Here is a 16608-nt window from a genome sequence, read left to right as displayed (position 1 = left end):
CGTGGGGAGTCCGGTGAGCACGGACCTCGGCAGATCCGGAATGCGCCCTGGATGTGCCCTCAGAGGGACAACCGCCTGCGTGACCGCGGGTCAGCCACCTCGAACATCAGTAGACCGAGATGTGGGGATGGTCGAAGTGGTTGGCGGTGGTGCCGCCGCGGTCGGACATGGTCCGCCAGCTGCCGGTGCGGACGTGCCAGATCCGCTGGCGGAAGATGATGTACATGATGCCGAGCCGCCGGGCGTTCTTGACGGCCCATGCCGCGATCTCGTGCCCGCGCTGGGTCTCGGCACCGGAGGGCATGCCCCCTCCGCGGCTGAGCATGAAGTCGCAGGCGCGGCCGAGGGGGTGCTCCCCGCCGCCCGCGATGCCGCCGTCGGCCCGGTAGCAGCCGATGCCGAACCGCGGGCCGAAGCGCTGTGCGATCAGCTGCCGGACCAGCCGCATCCGCGGTGTGATGTTGTCCGGGCCCGAAGGCAGCTGGGGAACCCACGTGCCGTCGGCCCTCCTGAGCCCCGGGGTGGGGTAGAGCTGGTCGATCCTGTCCTTGATCTGGCCGATCAGTCTCTCCGCGCGCTTCTTCTGACCGTCGAGCTTCTTGAGCGACGCGCGGAGCGCGGCGGCGCGCTGCTCGGCCATCGTCTGCGCGCCCCGGTGGGAGTCACGGACCTTCGCGAACCCCTGCAGTTTGGCGTCCTGCTCGCTCACGATCTGCTGGGTGAGCGCCAGGCGGTTCAGCATGGCGCTCGGATCGGGGTTCTCCAGCAGCGCGAGGGTCACGCCCATCCCGCCGCTGCGGTACTGCTCGACGGCCAGCATGCGGATCTCCGCCGCCGCCCGGTCGAATTCCTGCTGCGCGCGCTTGAGGTTGCCCCGCGCCACCTTTTCGGTCTTCTCCACTTTCTGCAGCTCGATCCGGCCGTTGTAGTACTCGGTGATCATGGCCTCTGACTGCTTCTGCAGTTGTGCCAGCTCCTTGCGGAGCTTCTTGGCGCTGGGCTTGGGATCGGCCTGACCCGCCGACGCCAGACAGGCGCACAGGATCACGGCGGTGAGCGCGGAGATCAGGGCTCGGAGTACGTCGTGACGTCGAATCCCGCGGGACGCAGCCGTCACGCTTCTCCCTTCCTCTGAGGTGTGGGGCGCCGGCTGTGGCGTGTCGAGCCGGGACGCCCTTCGTCCGATGGACGGTAGTAGAGGATGATGCCCCTAGGGCGACCGTTGTGCCAAATCAGACATTCAGTGACTTGAGTGGAGAGATTTCCCCTGAAATCGCTCTGACTTGGCCTATCAACGCCACTACGACTCATCGTTGTCGATGGCGATTTCCTTCAGGGAAGGCCGCCGGTGGACGCCCGGACCGGCTGCCGCGGAGTCCTGGAAGCCGCGGCTCAGCGGGGCGGGCCCGCGGGGCGCGGCGGGGCGCCCGCGATGACGGCGCACGGGGCCGGGGCTACCGGGGGCGCCGTTCGCGGGCAGGCCCTCACCATGGCCCTCATCACAGCCGTCACCTGCGATCCCCGTGCCGATGGATCTTCACCGCGGCCCTCATGCCCGGCTCCCGGACCGATGGATCTTCACGACGGCCCTCATGCCCGGCTCCCGGACCGATGGATCTTCACGACGGCCCTCATGCCCGGCTCCCGGGCGGATAGACCTTCAGCGCGGCCTCCAGCGCGGCGGCCTCCTCCGGGCTGAGGCGCTCCAGGAAGTGCACCAGCGTGGCCGCCTGGTTGCCGCCCGAGGCGAGCGTGGCGCGCATCAGCTCGGCGGTGTAGGCCTCCTTGGTGGCGACCGTCCGGTAGATGTAGGCCCGGCCGACCGGCTCCCTGCGGAGCAGGCCCTTGGTGTGCAGCTTGTCCATCACCGTCATGACGGTGGTGTAGGCGATCTCCCGCTCGCGGCGGAGATCCTCGAGCACGTCCCTGACCGACGCGGGCCGGCGGTAGGACCACAGCCGGTCCATGATCGCCGACTCCAGGTCTCCCAGACCACGCATCGCGCGCGACTCCCATCTACCTGTCGATCATCTGATGCTACCGGCCGTCGTAGAGACCCGCCATGCCCCAACCGCAGACCGGTACGGCGCGCCCGCCTCCAGTGGCACCGCGGCCACCGGCACCACCGGCCCTTCACCGATCGCCCGTAGTAGGTCGCGTCGCCACCGGGCGGGGCCCCGCCCGGAGCAACCAGCCTTCCGGGCCCGCATCACGTTCCGTCCCTGCCGTCCCCGCCGCCGGCGTCAGGGTGCTCCCCCGACACGGTGTCGCGCAGGCCATGGACGGCGGAGTTCACCCGCTCCAGGGTCTCCTCGTCGGCGAGCTCGGGCTTTCTCGGCGTCCGTCCCGCGCGTACGTCGGCCGCGATGCCCTCCAGGGACGTCACCAGAGCCTCGACGGCGGCGTCCGACGGCGGCGGTACCCCGTGTTCGGTGCGCGCGACCGTGGCCGCGGTCACGTCGGCCACCCGTTCCAGCGCGGTCATCGCGGGCATCCAGGTGGTGACGCGGCGGCTGACCACCCTCGGCTCGGTCACCGCCCGCTGGAAGACCGTCCGCAGGTCGGCGAGGGCGTCGTAGGCCTTGCGGCGGAGCAGCGCCCTGCCGGGATCGCGTGGATCGAAGGCGTGCCGGATGTAGTGCGCGGTGGCCGACACCGCGTCGGCGAACCTCGGCCCGACCGGCGCCTCCCAGCTCGCCGGCCACGGCAGATACCCCAGCAGGAGAACGATCACGCATCCGGCCAGGGTGTCGACCAGCCGGACCTCCGCCAGCCTCGGGCCGCCACGCGTCAGCAGGTCCACCAGGAGCAGGACCAGCGGAGCCTGGAAGGCCGACATCAGGCCCCAGTTGCGTTGCATGCCGTACGGCATGAGCGCCGCGAAGACGGCGATCGGGATCAGGAGCGCCGGGCCGTACGGCACCGAGAGGAGCACCACGGTGCCGATCAGCGTGCCCGCGAGCGTCCCGAGCGCGCGCTGCACGGCACGCGCGAACACCGACCCGAAGTCGGGCTTGAGCACCAGCGCGACGGTCAGCATCACCCAGTAGGACCGTTCGAACCAGCCGAACTCGCTCACCGCGCCGGCGACGCCCATGCAGAGCGAGAGCCGGATGGTGTAGACGCGGGTGAGGTGCCCGTACCACATCTTCTCCCACAGCGCCCGGAGCCGCCGGCGGTACCCGACCGGCTCGTAGGGCACCTGGTCGGCCGCGATGTCACCGCCGGAGGCCAGCTCGACGGCGCCCTGCATGCTGGAGTGCAGGGCGCGCAGGGCGGGCGAGTCGTACGCGTGCCGCAGCGCGTGCGGCTCCGGCCCGCCGGCGAGGGAGTCGGCGACCTCCTCCACGGCGGCCGCCAGATCCCCGGGCGGCTCGCGCTCCTCCTGGCAGAGCGAGATCAGCGCGTTGCGGATCAGCGAGGCCTGGTTCAGCAGGGCGACCAGGCGGGTGCGCTCGGGATCCGTCCCCGCCGCCGCGGAGCGGGCGCTGAGCACGGTGTCGTAGCCGTTCTTGAGAGCGGTGTCGAACGCCGTCAGGGCGCCGGGGCCGCGATCGGCGAACAGCCGGGAGAGGGCGCGGTAGACCGCGATGACCGCGGCCTCCTCGGCGGCCCGGGGATGCGCCGGCCAGTGGACTAGCGCCAGCGCGAGGGTCCACAGCGCGCCCAGCAGGAACATCAGCGCGTGCGGGCCGGGCGGTCCGGGCAGCGGTATGCCGGTGCCGAGCACGGTCATCACGAGCAGCTGGAGCCCTGCCGCCGAACCCGCGCCTCCCCCGGTGCTGAGCAGCGCGGACACCAGCGAGACGGCCACCACGACCAGGACGGTCCACCAGCCCTGGCCGCGGGCCAGGGCGCCGGTGAGGTACCCCAGCGCGCCGGCGGAACCGGCCGCGCACATCAGGATGATCCTGGCCCGGTAGGATCCGCCCCGGTCGGCCATGGCGGTGGACATGGCCCCCATGGCGGGCAGCAGGCCGAGTGCGATCTGCCCGGCGGCGAGCCCCACCAGGAGCGGGGTGGTCACGGCCACGGCCATGCGCAGCATCGGCTCCCAGCGCAGCGCCGCCGGCGCCGGCCGTACCGTCTCCACCAGCCAGCCCGGGGCGGCGTCGGTCAGTCGGCCGGCGGCCCGCCGGAAGACCGGTGGCATCGCTGACCGCGCTCAGCGCACCGGTCTGCCGGGACCGGCCGGCCCGGCCGGGCGGGAGGGCCCGTCGGGGCGGTACGGCGGCCGGACGTCCGCCGGGCCCGGGGCCTGCGGTCCCGTGGTGCTCGCTTCGCCCTTCACGGGCGCTGTCCTACCCGCCCGTCCATCCGGCTTATCCCCGCGTTCACCGACGAACATTTGACCGTCGGGCGACCCCGGACGCCTCCCCCGCCGGGTTGTCAGGCGGAGACAATCCCGTCGGGTGAATTGCTGACGCGCCCACAAGCGCCCGTCCGCGGGCGCCTGTAGCGTTCTCGCCTGAACGGATTCCGGCCGTCGGGGCGGGTGCGTCCTCCCGCCACCGGCCACGGCGACCGGTCCCGCGGCGCGAGCTCACGGAAGTGCCCATCGACCGAGAGGACGGCGACACCGTGCGCGCACCTTCCCTGAAATCCGTCATGCCGCTCTCCGCGGCCGCCGTGCTGCTGGCGGCCCTCATCGGCCCCGCCACCGCCGCCCGGTCGGCGTCCCTGCGAGAGGTGCTCCTGGTGGGCAACGCCCAGGGCGGAACGGTCAGCTTCGTCGACGGCCGCACCTACCGCAACCTGGGCTCGTTCGACGCGGTCCCGGACCTCGACGAGCGCCTGAGGGCGATGAACCCGGTCGAGCGCGCGGGGTACGAGGCGGTCAACCGGATCCAGGGATACCGCAAGCTCGTCGACGACATGGCGGTCTCCCCCGACGGGCGCACGCTGTACGTCTCCCGCGGCAACCTGTCGGACGCGGTCGCCTTCGACATCGCCGGCCGGAGGATGCTGTGGCGCTACAAGATCGAGGGTTTCAAGGCCGACCACGCGGCGCTCTCCGCCGACGGCAGGCACTTCGTGGTGTCGGCGACGACGGCCTCCGCGGCGCAGGTGATCGACACCGCCACCGGCGGGCTCGTGACCGACATCCCGACCGGCACCTATCCGCACGCCAACGACTACTCCCCCGACGGCAGCCTCCTGTACAACTCCAGCATCGGCGTCACCTCCCTGCCCCGATCGCTGAACGCGCTCAAAGGCGCCCGGCAGCTCACCGTCGTGGACGGCGCCACGCTGAAGGTGATCAGGAAGTACACCTTCGAGTACGGCATCCGCCCGGCGGTGTTCACTCCCGACAACCGGACGATGTACGCCCAGTTCTCCTATCTCAACGGCTTCGCCGAGGTCGACCTGACCACCGGGAAGATCACCCGGAAGGTGGAGATGCCCTTCAGCGAGGCGGGTGGGAGGCTCGCCGCCGACGACTACCCGCAGAACTCCGCGCACCACGGAATGGCGATGTCGGCGGACGGCGGCAAGCTCTGCGTGGCCGGCACGATCGACGACTACGTGGCGATCGTCGACCGCCCCGGGCTGACCACGCGGGGCTACGTGCACTACGACACCGGCAGCCTGCCGTACTGGACGGCCACCGCCGCCGACGGCCGGCACTGTTCGGTGTCGCTCAGCGAGAAGGACGCGATCTCGGTCGTGGACTACGACACCGCGCGCGAGGTGGCCCGCGTGCCGGTGGGCGACTTCCCCCAGCGTGAGCGGCTGGGACAGGTCGCCGAGGACGTGATCGGCTCCCTGGACGCCGCCGCGGGGTGACGGGCGCCCTCACAGAGCGACCGCCTCAGTGCTCGATCATGCGCATCTGCTCTTCGTTGTGATGCTCGCCGGCGGCCGGCGGAAGGTTGTCGAGCTTGGCGATCTGCTCGGCGGTCAGCTCGATGCCGTCGGCGGCGATGTTCTCCTCCACGCGGGCGACCCGCTTGGTGCCGGGGATCGGGGCGATGTGCTCGCCCTTGGCCAGCAGCCAGGCCAGAGCGACCTGCGCCGGGGTGGCGTCGGCCTCGGCGGCGACGGCCTGCACCTCGTCGGCCAGGCGCAGGTTGCGCTGGAAGTTCTCGCCGGCGAAGCGCGGGTTGGTGGCGCGCCAGTCGGTGTCGTCGAACTGCTCGGGAGAGCGGATCGCGCCGGTCAGGAAGCCGTGGCCCAGCGGCGAGTACGGCACGAAGCCGATGCCCAGCTCCCGAAGCACCGGCAGCACTCGCTCCTCCACGTCCCGGGTCCACAGCGAGTACTCCGACTGCACGGCGGTGACCGGATGCACGGCGTCGGCGCGCCGGATCGTCTCCGGGCCGGCCTCGGACAGGCCGATGTGGCGGATCTTGCCCTGCTCGACCAGTTCGGCCAGGGCGCCGACGGTGTCCTCGATCGGAGTGTCCGGGTCGACGCGGTGCTGGTAGTACAGGTCGATGCGGTCGGTGCCGAGACGCTTGAGCGAGCCCTCGACGGCGGTGCGGATGTTGGCCGGGCTGCTGTCGAGCTGTCCTGGGCCGCCGTGCGCGTGCGAGACCATGCCGAACTTGGTCGCCACCACGACCTGGTCGCGGCGGCCCTTCAGAGCCCGGCCGACCAGTTCCTCGTTGACGTACGGGCCGTAGATCTCGGCGGTGTCGAGGAACGTGACGCCCAGCTCCAGCGCCCGGTGGATGGTGCGGGTGGACTCGGCGTCGTCGCTGCCCGCGCCGGTGTAGCCGAAGGACATGCCCATCGTGCCCAGGCCGAGGCGGGAGACGTCCAGATCTCTCAGGGCGGTGTGCTTCATGATCACCTTTCGGGGACGAGTCTGATGGTGGCGGCTCGCGCGTCGGGGTTGACGACGCCGCCGATGATGTTGGCGCCGTGGCGGCGATACTTGGTGCGGTAGACCTCGTCGATCTCGTCGTCGAGGGCGCGGCCGGCGTCGGCGAAGGTGACGTCCGCCTCGACGCCGCCGGCCGAGACGCGGCCTTCGCGGCGGGTCTGGGTGCCGCGGTACCAGGCGCCGGAGCGGCCGTTCATGGAACGGACGTACAGGTCGTCGCCGACGCGGACGACCCACATCGTCACCGGCCGGCGCAGCGTGCCGTCGTCCCGCCGGGAGGCGAGGCCCAGCTCTTCGGCGTCGCCGATCGTGGTCAGTTCGTCGCTGGTCCAGGTGGCCATCGCGAATGGTCCTCCTTCGGGTCAGGGCTGGATGAGGACCTTCAGCGCGGTGCGGCCGTCCATCGCCCGGTAACCGTCGGGCACCCGCTCCAGGCCGATCGTCCGGTCGAACACCCGGCCCGGCTCCACCCGGCCCTCCAGCACGTCCGGCAGCAGTTCCTCGATGTAGGCGCGCACCGGGGCCGGGCCGCCGGTCAGCGTGATGTTGGGGCCGAACAGACTGCCGAACCCGATCGGCGCGTCCTCGTACTGCGGCACGCCGACCCGGCTGATCACGCCGCCGGGACGGACCACGCCGACCGCCGTCTCATAGGAGTTCATGTAGCCGACCGCCTCCAGCACCGCGTGAACGCCCTCCCCGCCGGTCAGCTCCCGCACCCGCTCGACGCCCTCGCTGCCGCGCTCGGGCACCACGTCGGTCGCGCCGAAGTCGACGCCCAGCTTGGTCCGGTCCTCGTGCCGGCCCATCAGGATGATCCGCTCCGCGCCAAGCCGCCGGGCCGACAGCACCGCCATCAGCCCGACCGCGCCGTCCCCGATGACCGCCACCGTGGTACGCGCGTTGACGTCGGCCTGCTTGGCGGCGTGGTAGCCGGTGCCGTACACATCCGCCAGGGTCAGCAGCGACGGCAGCAGCTCCGAGTCCTCGTTTACAGGCAGCTTGACCAGCGTGCCCTGCGCCTGCGGCACGCGGATCGCCTCGGCCTGGGCGCCGCCCACCCCGCCGACGGCCCAGAAGCCGCCGTTGAGGCAGGAAGTGTGCAGACCCTCGCGGCAGAACACGCACGTGTTGTCCGAATAGGCGAACGGCGCCACCACCAGGTCACCGCGCTTGAACCCCGACACCTCCTGGCCGAGGTCCTCGATCACGCCCAGGAACTCGTGCCCCATCGGGGTGCCCTGCTCCGAAGCCGGCAGGGAGTGGTAGGGGTGCAGGTCGCTGCCACAGACGCACGAGCGCACGATGCGCACGACCGCGTCGGTGGGCTGCTGGAGGACCGGGTCCGGCACGGTCTCCACGCGCACGTCACCGGCACCGTACATGAAAGTAGCTCGCATCAGAGTTTTCCCTATCTTGTATTCGTGGTCGGACCTACCCGCGGCCGGTTGACCGGCACGCCTGGTCCAGGTCTGTTACCGGTAAATCCGCCCTGCAGCGGCGAGGGTGGGTGGGGTGGCCGGGGGCCGCTCCTTCCGTGCGGCCCCGCACAAAAAAGGCGGGCCTGGGCCGGAGCGGAGGTGAATGGGCACCGCTACCGCCGTCTGCCATCGGCGGAACCCGTCGGACGCTCGTCATGCCCCGACCTGCGTCTGCAGGGGGCGTCGACCCGGTCATGGGGAGTGTGGGCCGGTGTGGCGCGCCTGAGGATCTTGTGACGCTCGCTCAGCTCCGTTCGACTTCGAGCACGAGTTTGCCGGTGGTGCGGCCGGCCTCGATGCGGCGGTGTGCCTCCGCGGCCTGCTCCAGTCGCAGGGATTCGACCTGGACCCGCAGTTCCCCGCTCGCCGTGGCGGATACCGCGCGGTGCAGGGCCCGGCCCGTCTCGGCGGGGAAGGCCGCGGCGAAGGCCGCCAGGTTGAACCCGGAGACCGTCTTGTTGGTGAACCACAGCTCGTTGGCCGGGATGCCGACGTCCTCGGCGCCGGAGGCGTTGCCCATCACCACCAGCCGGCCCATCGGCGCGAGCAGGTCCAGGCTGCTCCGCCGCGCGGGACCGCCGACCATGTCCACCACGATGTCGAATCGGCCGGCCTCGGCCACCTCCTCGCGCAGCACGACCTCGTCGTAGCCGAACGACCTGGCCGTCTCGATCTTGGCGGGGCTGCCCACGGTGCCGACCACGCGGCCGGCGCCCAGCGACCGGGCGGCCTGGCCGAGCTGGCTGCCCACGCCTCCGGCGGCGGCGTGCACGAGCACGCTCTCCCCGGGTTCGATGCGGGCCACCCGGTCGAGCACGAGGAACGCGGTGGTGCTGTTGGACGGCAGCGCCGCCGCGACGCCCGGCTCCAGGCCGGTGCCGTCGAGCGGGGCCACCAGGTCCGCGGCGGTGGTCACCACCTCGGCGTAGCCGCCGCTGCCGACGATCGTCAGCGCGGCCACCGGCTGACCCACGCGCAGCCCTTCGACGCCGGGACCGAGCGCCCGGATCCGGCCGGCTGCCTCGATGCCCGGCACGAACGGCAGCGGCACGTCCACCACGCCCTGCCGGTAGAGGATCTCGGCGAAGTTGGCGCCCGCGTACGCCACGTCGACGGACACCTGTCCCGGTCCGGGTTCGGGGATCTCGATCTCGTCGAGGCGGAGGACGTCGGCGTCGCCGAAGCGGGGAATCGTGATTGCCTTCATGCCGTCGAGCATGCCGGGACGGCTTGCGGCGAGGCAGTGTCAGCTCATCCTGGGTGTACCACCACCATGCTCTCCACCTTCTCCTTGGTGTCGGTGTCGGGATCCGGGGTGTGCAGGACCACGTTGAGGTCCGCGCGATCGGGGAGCCGCAACAGCGAGTACTCGAAGACGAGGTCGCCCGCCTCGGGGTGGGTGATCGCCTTGATCCCCTGGGAACGGGATCGGACGTCCGGCCGCGCCCACAGCTCGGCGAATTCCGGGCTGGCCGCGCACAGCTCCTCGGCGATGCGCCCGAAGACCGGGTCGTCGGGGTACCGGGCCGCACTGGCGCGGAAGTCGGCCACCATGTCCGGGGCGAACTCCTGCCATGTGGTGAACCGGCCGCGGTAGATCGGGTGGGTGAAGAACGCCACCATGCAGTTGCGGACGTCGTCGTCGAAGCCGAACACCCACCTGGCCGCGTCGTTCATCGCCACCAGGTTGTAGTGCCGGTCCAGCACGTGCGCCGGGTTGGGCATCCACGCCGTCAGCACCCCGCGCAGCTGCCCGCTCACCGGCGCGCCCGGCTGCCCCGCCGGGTCCGGCGGATTCAGCCCGGCGAGCACGTACAGGTGCGTCCGCTCCGCCTCGTCGAGCCGCAGCACGCGGGCGACCGCGTCCAGCACCGCGCCGGAGACCTTGATGTCGCGCCCCTGCTCCAGCCAGGTGTACCAGGACACCCCGACCCCGGCGAGCACCGCCACCTCCTCCCGGCGCAGCCCGGGAGTACGGCGGCGCCCCGCGTCGGGCATGCCGACGTCCGTCGGGTGCAGGGCCTCCCGCTTGGCACGCAGGAACTCTTTGAGCTGGTCACGGCGGGATTGACTGGCTTTCACGGAGCACACCATAGGCGACTGTCGACCTCGGCTGCCGAAAGTGATCTCGCCGGCAAGACGGTGGCCACTGATCGTGCGCGCTCAGCGCCGTTCCCGGATCTTCCCCACCAGCTCCTTCCAACCGGGGCCCGGCGTTCGGACCGGGTCCGGCCGGTCGCCATCGCCTATGAGCTGGGCGTGGTATCGCCGTCGAGCTGAGCGAGCGCCCCCGCTGTGAGCTGCGCCTCGAACCCCGCTTTCAGGGGGCTTTTCGACAAAAATCAACATATTTCCTACTTGTTTGGTCTGATATTTTGGCGTCGCACGCCGATCCGGGAGGGCCGATGCACAAGGACGAGCACGGGCTGGCGATGAGCTCCGCGAGCGACGCCGCCGCCCGCCACTACGACCGGGCCGTCCACGAACTGCTGCACTTCCGCGCGGAGGTGGACGCCGAGGCGGAGGCGGCGCTGGCGGAGGACCCCGGCTTCCCGATGGGCAACGTCCTGGCCGCCTACCTCGGCCTGCTGACCACCGAGCCCGCGGATGCGCGGCGCGCGCGAGAGAGGTTCGCGCGGTTCCGCTCCGGCGTCGACGTGACGGCCCTGCCGTCCCGCGAGCAAGCGCACGTGCATGCCGTACAGGCGCTCCTGGACGGCGACCTCCTCACCTGCGGGACCCTGCTGGGACGGATCACCGAGGAGCATCCGAGGGACGCGCTGGCGCTGATCGCCGGGCACCAGATCGACTTCCTCACCGGCGACGCGCGGGCGCTGCGGGACCGGGTCGGGGGCGCGCTGTCGGCCTGGGGCGAGGACGACAGGCACTACGGCCACCTCCTCGGGATGTACGCCTTCGGGCTGGAGGAGGCGGGCCACTACGACAGGTCCGAGGAGGTGGGCCTGCGCGCGGTGGAGCTCAACCCCAAGGACGTGTGGGGCGTCCACGCCGTCGCGCACACCTACGAGATGCAGGGCCGCTTCGGCGAGGGCGTCCGCTACCTCGACGACAGGCTGGCCGACTGGTCCACCGGCACGTTCTTCAACGTGCACACCTGGTGGCACTACTCCCTCTACGCCCTGGAGGCGGGCGCGACCGGACGGGTGCTCGACATCTACGACTCCGTCCTGGCGGGCGGGGAGACCGCGATGGAGATGCTCGACGCCGCGGCCCTGCTCTGGCGCCTCCACCTGGAGGGCGGCGACCAGACGGAGCGGTGGAAGGTGCTCTCCGACACCTGGGTGCCCAGGATGGAGGAGCCGTTCTACGCCTTCAACGACATGCACGCCGTCATGTCCTACGTGGGCGCGGGCCGGATCGCCGAGGCCGAGAGGCTGATCGCCGGCCGCGAGGACTACGTGGCGGGCGAGCACGCCACGACCAACCACGCGATGACCGCCCGGGTCGGCCTGCCCGTCTGCCGGGCCCTCGTCGCGTTCGGACGGCGCGACTACGGCGGGGTCGTCGACCTGCTCCACCCGATCAGGCACCGGATCAACGAGTTCGGCGGCAGCCACGCCCAGCGCGACGCGGTCCACAAGACCCTCGTCGAGGCCGCGATCCGGGCGGGACGGAGCGAGGCCCGGGTGCTGGTGAGCGAGCGGATCAGCATCCGGCCGCGCAGCCCGTTCAACTGGCTCAAGCAGAGCGCGGTGGCCGACGACCTCGGCGCGCGGGCCGCCGCCCGGGCACGGGCCGAGGAGCTGGTACGGCAGGCGGCCCTCCCGTTCCGGTGATCCACCGATCAGGCGGGCCCCGGACCCGGCGTCCGCCCGCCCGGCGGCGGGCCGGCTCCGGGAGACGGGCCCGCCGTCAGGCCATGACGGCCTCCAGGATGGTCGCGTTGGCCAGGCCGCCGGCCTCGCACATGGTCTGCAGCGCGTAGCGGGCGCCGCGCTGGTGCATGGCGTTGACGAGGGTGGCCATCAGGCGGGTCCCGCTGGCACCGAGGGGATGGCCCAGCGCGATGGCGCCGCCGTTGACGTTGACCTTGGCCGGGTCGGCGCCGGTCTCCCGCAGCCAGGCCAGCACGACGCCGGCGAAGGCCTCGTTGACCTCGAACAGGTCGATGTCGTCCAGCCGCAGCCCGGCCCTGCGCAGCACCTTGTCAGTGGCCGGGATGATGCCGGTCAGCATGGTCAGCGGGTCGGAGCCGGTCACCGCGGAGCTGTGCAGCCGCGCCTTCGGGCGCAGTCCGAGGCGGGCCGCGGTCTCGCCGGAGGCGATCAGCACAGCGGACGCGCCATCGTTGATCGGACTGGCGTTGCCCGCGGTCACCGACCACTCGATCTGCGGGAAGCGCTCTGCGTAGGCGGGGTCGGCGTAGGCGGGGCGGAGCCCGGCGAGGATCTCGGGGGTGGTGCCCGGCCGTACGGACTCGTCGGCGGTCACCGTGCCCGCGTCCGTCGCGACAGGCGCGAGCTCGGCGTCGAACAGGCCGTCTGCGTGCGCCTGGGCGGCGCGCCGGTGGGAGGAGGTGGCGAAGACGTCCATCTCCTCCCTGCCGATCGACCATTTGGCCGCGATGAGCTCGGCGCTGATGCCCTGGGGGACGAGCCCCTCCGGGTAGCGGGCCGCCAGCCCCGGGCCGAAGGGGTCGGCGCCCGGCGGCACGTTGGACCACATCGGCACCCGGCTCATCGACTCGATCCCGCAGGCCACGACCAGGTCGTACGCCCCCGAGATCACGCCCTGGGCGGCGAAGTGGACGGCCTGCTGGGAGGAGCCGCACTGGCGGTCGATGGTGGTCGCCGGGACAGACTCCGGGAAACCGGCCGACAGCCAGGCGTAACGGGTGGTGTTCATCGCCTGCTCGCCCACCTGGTCGACGCAGCCGCCGATCACGTCGTCGACGAGCGCCGGGTCGACGCCGGAGCGTCCGACGAGGGTGCGCAGGGTGTGGGCGAGAAGGTCGACCGGGTGCACTCCGGCGAGCGCGCCGCCGGGCTTCCCCTTCCCGATCGGAGTCCGTACGGCCTCCACGATGACGGCGTCGCGCATGTCCATCGACTCCTTGGGTCAGCCAGTCAGTTGGAAAACTGGATGAACTATAACCCGGTCGGTTTGATAAGCAAATGCACTGTCCTAAACTGGGCGGATGCGCGACCCCCGTCCCTGCTCGATCGCCGACGCGCTCGGCGTGATCGGCGAGAAGTACTCCCTGCTGGTGCTCCGCGAGGTCTTCTGGGGGGTCCGGCGCTTCGACGCCATGGTCCGCAACATCGGGGCTCCTCGCGACATCCTGGCCACGCGCCTGCGCGCCCTCGTCGAGGCGGGCGTGCTGGAGAAGGTCCCCTACAGCGAGCGCCCGCCCCGCTCCGAATACCACCTCACCGACGCGGGCCGGGAACTGCGGCCGGTGCTGCTCACCCTGATGAGCTGGGGCGACCGGCATCTCACCGACCGCCCGTCGGTGGTGTTCCGGCACTCCTGCGGGAGCGATCTCGACCCGGTGGTGGTCTGCCGCGCCTGTGGCGAGGAGGTGGCGGAGACCTCGCTCACCGCCCGCTTCCAGACCCCGGGCTGGGGACCCGCGGGCGCCCTGCCCGCCTGAGACCCGCTCGCCACCCGCTGCCACCGCCGGCCACAGAACCGCACGAGCCGCATGGGCCGCATGGGCCGCATGGGCCGCATGGGCCGCACGAGCCGCACGAGCCGCACGAGCCGCACGAGCCGCACGAGCCGCTGGATCGTCGGCGCGGGTCATGGCCGGACGCCGCCCCGACCCCGGTCACCACGTGCCCGGCGTGTCGGGGTATCGGTAAGAGTCGTGCAACCAGGTACACCCGTTTGAGTTCGCCCAGATCAGCGGTGCCCTATTGATCGGTGGGGAGGCGTCCGACGGCGTCTTCGAGGTCGGCGTGGGTGGGCAGGGTGTACCGGCGGGTGGTGTCGAGGCGGGCGTGACCGAGTAGTTCGGCGACGACGACGATGTCGACGCCGGCGCGCAGCAGGTTGGTGGCGAGGGTGTGCCGGAGGATGTGGGCAGATAGGGCGAGGGCGCCCGCTTCGTCGAGGATGTCGGCGTCGGCTGCGAGTTCGTCGACGAGCTGGTCGACGGCCCGGGTCGACAGGCGTCCGCCGCGGCGGTTGAGGAGCAGGGCGGGGTTGTCGGTCGCGCCGGGCCAGGACGCGCGCTCGGTGCGCCACTCGGTGACCGAGGCGCGGGCGGTGCCGTCCAACAGCGGGATCTCGCGGGAGGTCTCTCCCTTGCCAGAGCGGACGATGACCTTGCCCTTGCGGGCCGAGAGCGGGACATCGTTGTCGTCCAGGGCGACGAGCTCGGCGATTCGGACGCCGGAGTAGAACAGCAGCCGGCCGATCGCGCGGTCGCGGGCGAGGGGGCGGCGTTCGACGGCGCGCAGGTACCGCTTCTGCTGGCGGGCGTCCAGGGCGCGGGGCGCGAGTTTGGGCGCGTCGTCGCGGCGGACGACCGCGGGGCCGAGCCCGAGCTGGGAGAAGAAGTGGTCCAGCGCGGTGAGGTGGGCGTTCACGGTGTTCGACGCCCGATGCAGGACGGTCTTCATGTGGGTCTTGTAGTCGCGGACGGCGAAGTCGCGGTCGTGGGCGTCGGTGAGAGGGTCGCTGTCCAGACCGCTCGCGTCGAGCCAGGCGAGGAAGGTTCGCACCCGGGAGTCGTAGGCGCGTCGGGTGTCGCCATCCAGCGGGGCGCGTTCGAGTGCCGCGGCATAGGCGGCGTGGATCGTGGTGAACGCCTCGGGTACCGCTTGGTGTTGCCGCCCCACATGGCCCCCCTCGCAATATCAGAAGTGGTTTCGCTGGGCTAAGCGTAGCCCAGTGCCGCGATATCAGAAGCTGACCCTGGTGCATGGCTTCTGATATTGGATAATATCAGAAATACGAAGCCGGCCCCCGAGCGGAGATCGTGATGGAGTCTTCAGTGGTGCGAATGCTTCGCATGATCAGGGAGCACAACCCCTACGCCGACCTCGGGACTGGCAATGGAACAGTGGTTGGCGTTAAGCATTGACCGACGTCATGGACGCCGTTGACGGCGGGCGTGCCCGCCGGTTACCCGTGCTTGTCCGGTTCGGCGTCGGCGAAGGCGCGGTATCCGCCGAGATCTCGGGCTGGGCGAGGACGTCGCCGCGGTGTACGACTCGGACCGGACCCGGGGCCATCATCGGATGCTGATCCGCCGGCGTAGCGAGGTCGTGTCGGACATTCAGCAAGACCGCCGTCGTCATCACCGCGAAGTCCGCCGGGCGTAAGGTCTTCGGCCTGGCCACCGCAGGCGTCCGTCTCGCTTGACCTCTTGCGCGTCAGTCCGACAGCCAGTGCAGCTCGTGCGCCAGGGTTTTGGCGACGGCACGGATGCGGCGGTGTAGTGGCGACTGCTCGCGTGGGAGGACCAGGTGGATCGTCAGGCTGGGCGCGCCCCGCAGCGGTCGCCAGGTGAGACCGGCCGGGGATGCCGTGGCCGCGGCTTCTCCGGCCGGGGCGAGGGTGACCCCGTCGCGCAGGTCGCGCTGAGACATGTCGAAAGAAACTGCGGGCGTGTGGAATCGAGGGTGTGGTCGGGTGTCTCGGAACAGTGCGGACAGCTGATCGTGGATCACGGGGTTGGCCGCACGGTCCGGGAGTCGCAGCGGATACGCGGCCGCGGCGGCGATCTCGATCTCCGGGTGTTCGGCCAGCGGATGATGCTGCGCCAGCTGGACCCCGACGCGCATACGCCGCAGCAGGAACCGGCGCACGCCACGGCCCGGCTGTTCACCGCGGGTGATCCCGGCATCGATGCGGCCGTCGGCGACCGCGGGGGAGATCTCCGGTGTCGCCATCGGGACCGCGCCGACCTCGAGTCCGCTGTTGCCGCGAATCAGCCTGTCCACCAGGGCGGGTGCCGTCTCGGCCCCGGCGCTGAGGCTGTATCCGATGCGCAGTGTGCCCAGTTCACCGGCCGCCGCGCTCCGGGCGGTGTCCCATGCCCGGTCCAGCGCCGCCAGCGCGGGCGGCGCGGACTCCGCCAAAGCCGCACCGGCCGTGGTCAATACGACGCTACGCGTGTTGCGGACCAGCAGGGCCGTACCGAGTTCCGCCTCCAATCGGCGCATCCGGGCGCTGAGTGCGGGCTGTGCGATACCGATCCGTGCGGCCGCGCGGGTGAAGTTCAACTCCTGCGCCAGCACCAGGAAGTACCGCAGGCTCACCGTATCCGGCGCCACGTACCCTCCCTGCCGATTGATAACGATCCGTTCTGAGTCTATCCCGTACCGA

Annotated in this window: 14 protein-coding genes; 3 read left to right on the top strand and 11 right to left on the bottom strand. The window is 71.3% G+C overall.

Going from position 1 to position 16608, the window contains the following annotated elements:
• Positions 1 to 106: 106 nt before the first annotated feature.
• The 3 genes from SROS_RS17630 to SROS_RS17620 all read right to left on the bottom strand — a co-directional run bounded on the left by SROS_RS17630 (position 107) and on the right by SROS_RS17620 (position 4153).
• Positions 107 to 1117, bottom strand: coding sequence for a coiled-coil domain-containing protein (locus SROS_RS17630; RefSeq protein ID WP_012890305.1), 1011 nt, complete (start codon positions 1115 to 1117; stop codon positions 107 to 109).
• Positions 1118 to 1631: 514 nt separating this feature from the next.
• Entirely contained in the window at positions 1632 to 2000 is a 369-nt protein-coding gene (locus tag SROS_RS17625; protein ID WP_012890304.1) for a BlaI/MecI/CopY family transcriptional regulator, read from the bottom strand.
• A 209-nt stretch (positions 2001 to 2209) separates the two neighbouring features.
• Positions 2210 to 4153 carry an FUSC family protein gene (locus SROS_RS17620; protein WP_012890303.1) on the bottom strand — a complete coding sequence of 648 codons (1944 nt, stop codon included), beginning with the start codon at positions 4151 to 4153 and terminating at the stop codon, positions 2210 to 2212.
• A gap of 428 nt (positions 4154 to 4581) precedes the next feature.
• Between SROS_RS17620 and SROS_RS17615 the strand changes: the two genes are divergently transcribed.
• Positions 4582 to 5787, top strand: a complete 1206-nt coding sequence (locus tag SROS_RS17615; protein ID WP_218919865.1) for a YncE family protein — start codon at positions 4582 to 4584, stop codon at positions 5785 to 5787.
• Between the two features lie 25 nt (positions 5788 to 5812).
• On the opposite strand, the gene SROS_RS17610 is transcribed toward SROS_RS17615, so the two are convergent.
• The 5 genes from SROS_RS17610 to SROS_RS17590 form a co-directional block, all read right to left on the bottom strand.
• Positions 5813 to 6790 carry an aldo/keto reductase gene (locus SROS_RS17610; protein WP_012890301.1) on the bottom strand — a complete coding sequence of 326 codons (978 nt, stop codon included), beginning with the start codon at positions 6788 to 6790 and terminating at the stop codon, positions 5813 to 5815.
• A 2-nt stretch (positions 6791 to 6792) separates the two neighbouring features.
• On the bottom strand, positions 6793 to 7170 hold the full coding sequence (locus SROS_RS17605; RefSeq protein ID WP_012890300.1) for a DUF2255 family protein: 378 nt from the start codon (positions 7168 to 7170) through the stop codon (positions 6793 to 6795).
• 21 nt (positions 7171 to 7191) lie between these two features.
• Positions 7192 to 8229: a zinc-dependent alcohol dehydrogenase family protein gene (locus SROS_RS17600; protein ID WP_081453141.1), complete on the bottom strand. Its 1038-nt coding sequence runs from the start codon at positions 8227 to 8229 to the stop codon at positions 7192 to 7194.
• A gap of 325 nt (positions 8230 to 8554) precedes the next feature.
• The gene (locus SROS_RS17595) at positions 8555 to 9517 is read right to left on the bottom strand and encodes a quinone oxidoreductase family protein (protein WP_174435255.1); all 963 of its coding nucleotides are present in this window, start codon (positions 9515 to 9517) and stop codon (positions 8555 to 8557) included.
• A 44-nt stretch (positions 9518 to 9561) separates the two neighbouring features.
• A complete protein-coding gene (locus tag SROS_RS17590) occupies positions 9562 to 10392 on the bottom strand; it encodes a helix-turn-helix transcriptional regulator (RefSeq protein WP_245564663.1) in 831 nt (276 codons plus the stop codon).
• Between the two features lie 323 nt (positions 10393 to 10715).
• Here SROS_RS17590 and SROS_RS17585 point away from each other — a divergent pair, with 323 nt between their 5' ends.
• Positions 10716 to 12107 (top strand): tetratricopeptide repeat protein, encoded by a 1392-nt coding sequence (locus tag SROS_RS17585; protein WP_012890296.1) that lies wholly within the window; start codon positions 10716 to 10718, stop codon positions 12105 to 12107.
• Positions 12108 to 12183: 76 nt separating this feature from the next.
• Here SROS_RS17585 and SROS_RS17580 read toward each other — a convergent pair whose 3' ends face one another.
• Positions 12184 to 13371: a thiolase family protein gene (locus SROS_RS17580; protein WP_012890295.1), complete on the bottom strand. Its 1188-nt coding sequence runs from the start codon at positions 13369 to 13371 to the stop codon at positions 12184 to 12186.
• 97 nt (positions 13372 to 13468) lie between these two features.
• Here SROS_RS17580 and SROS_RS17575 point away from each other — a divergent pair, with 97 nt between their 5' ends.
• Positions 13469 to 13924 carry a winged helix-turn-helix transcriptional regulator gene (locus SROS_RS17575; protein WP_012890294.1) on the top strand — a complete coding sequence of 152 codons (456 nt, stop codon included), beginning with the start codon at positions 13469 to 13471 and terminating at the stop codon, positions 13922 to 13924.
• Positions 13925 to 14186: 262 nt separating this feature from the next.
• Here SROS_RS17575 and SROS_RS17570 read toward each other — a convergent pair whose 3' ends face one another.
• Together SROS_RS17570 and SROS_RS17565 are read right to left on the bottom strand one after the other, a co-directional pair.
• Positions 14187 to 15116, bottom strand: coding sequence for a tyrosine-type recombinase/integrase (locus SROS_RS17570; protein WP_012890293.1), 930 nt, complete (start codon positions 15114 to 15116; stop codon positions 14187 to 14189).
• Positions 15117 to 15653: 537 nt separating this feature from the next.
• Positions 15654 to 16556, bottom strand: coding sequence for a LysR family transcriptional regulator (locus tag SROS_RS17565; protein WP_012890292.1), 903 nt, complete (start codon positions 16554 to 16556; stop codon positions 15654 to 15656).
• Between the last annotated feature and the right edge of the window lie 52 nt (positions 16557 to 16608).

Origin of the sequence: Streptosporangium roseum DSM 43021 (assembly GCF_000024865.1) — a bacterium.
Lineage (GTDB): Bacteria > Actinomycetota > Actinomycetes > Streptosporangiales > Streptosporangiaceae > Streptosporangium > Streptosporangium roseum.
The sequence above is the reverse complement of the archived record's forward strand: the minus strand, read 5'-3'. Positions and strand labels throughout refer to the sequence as shown.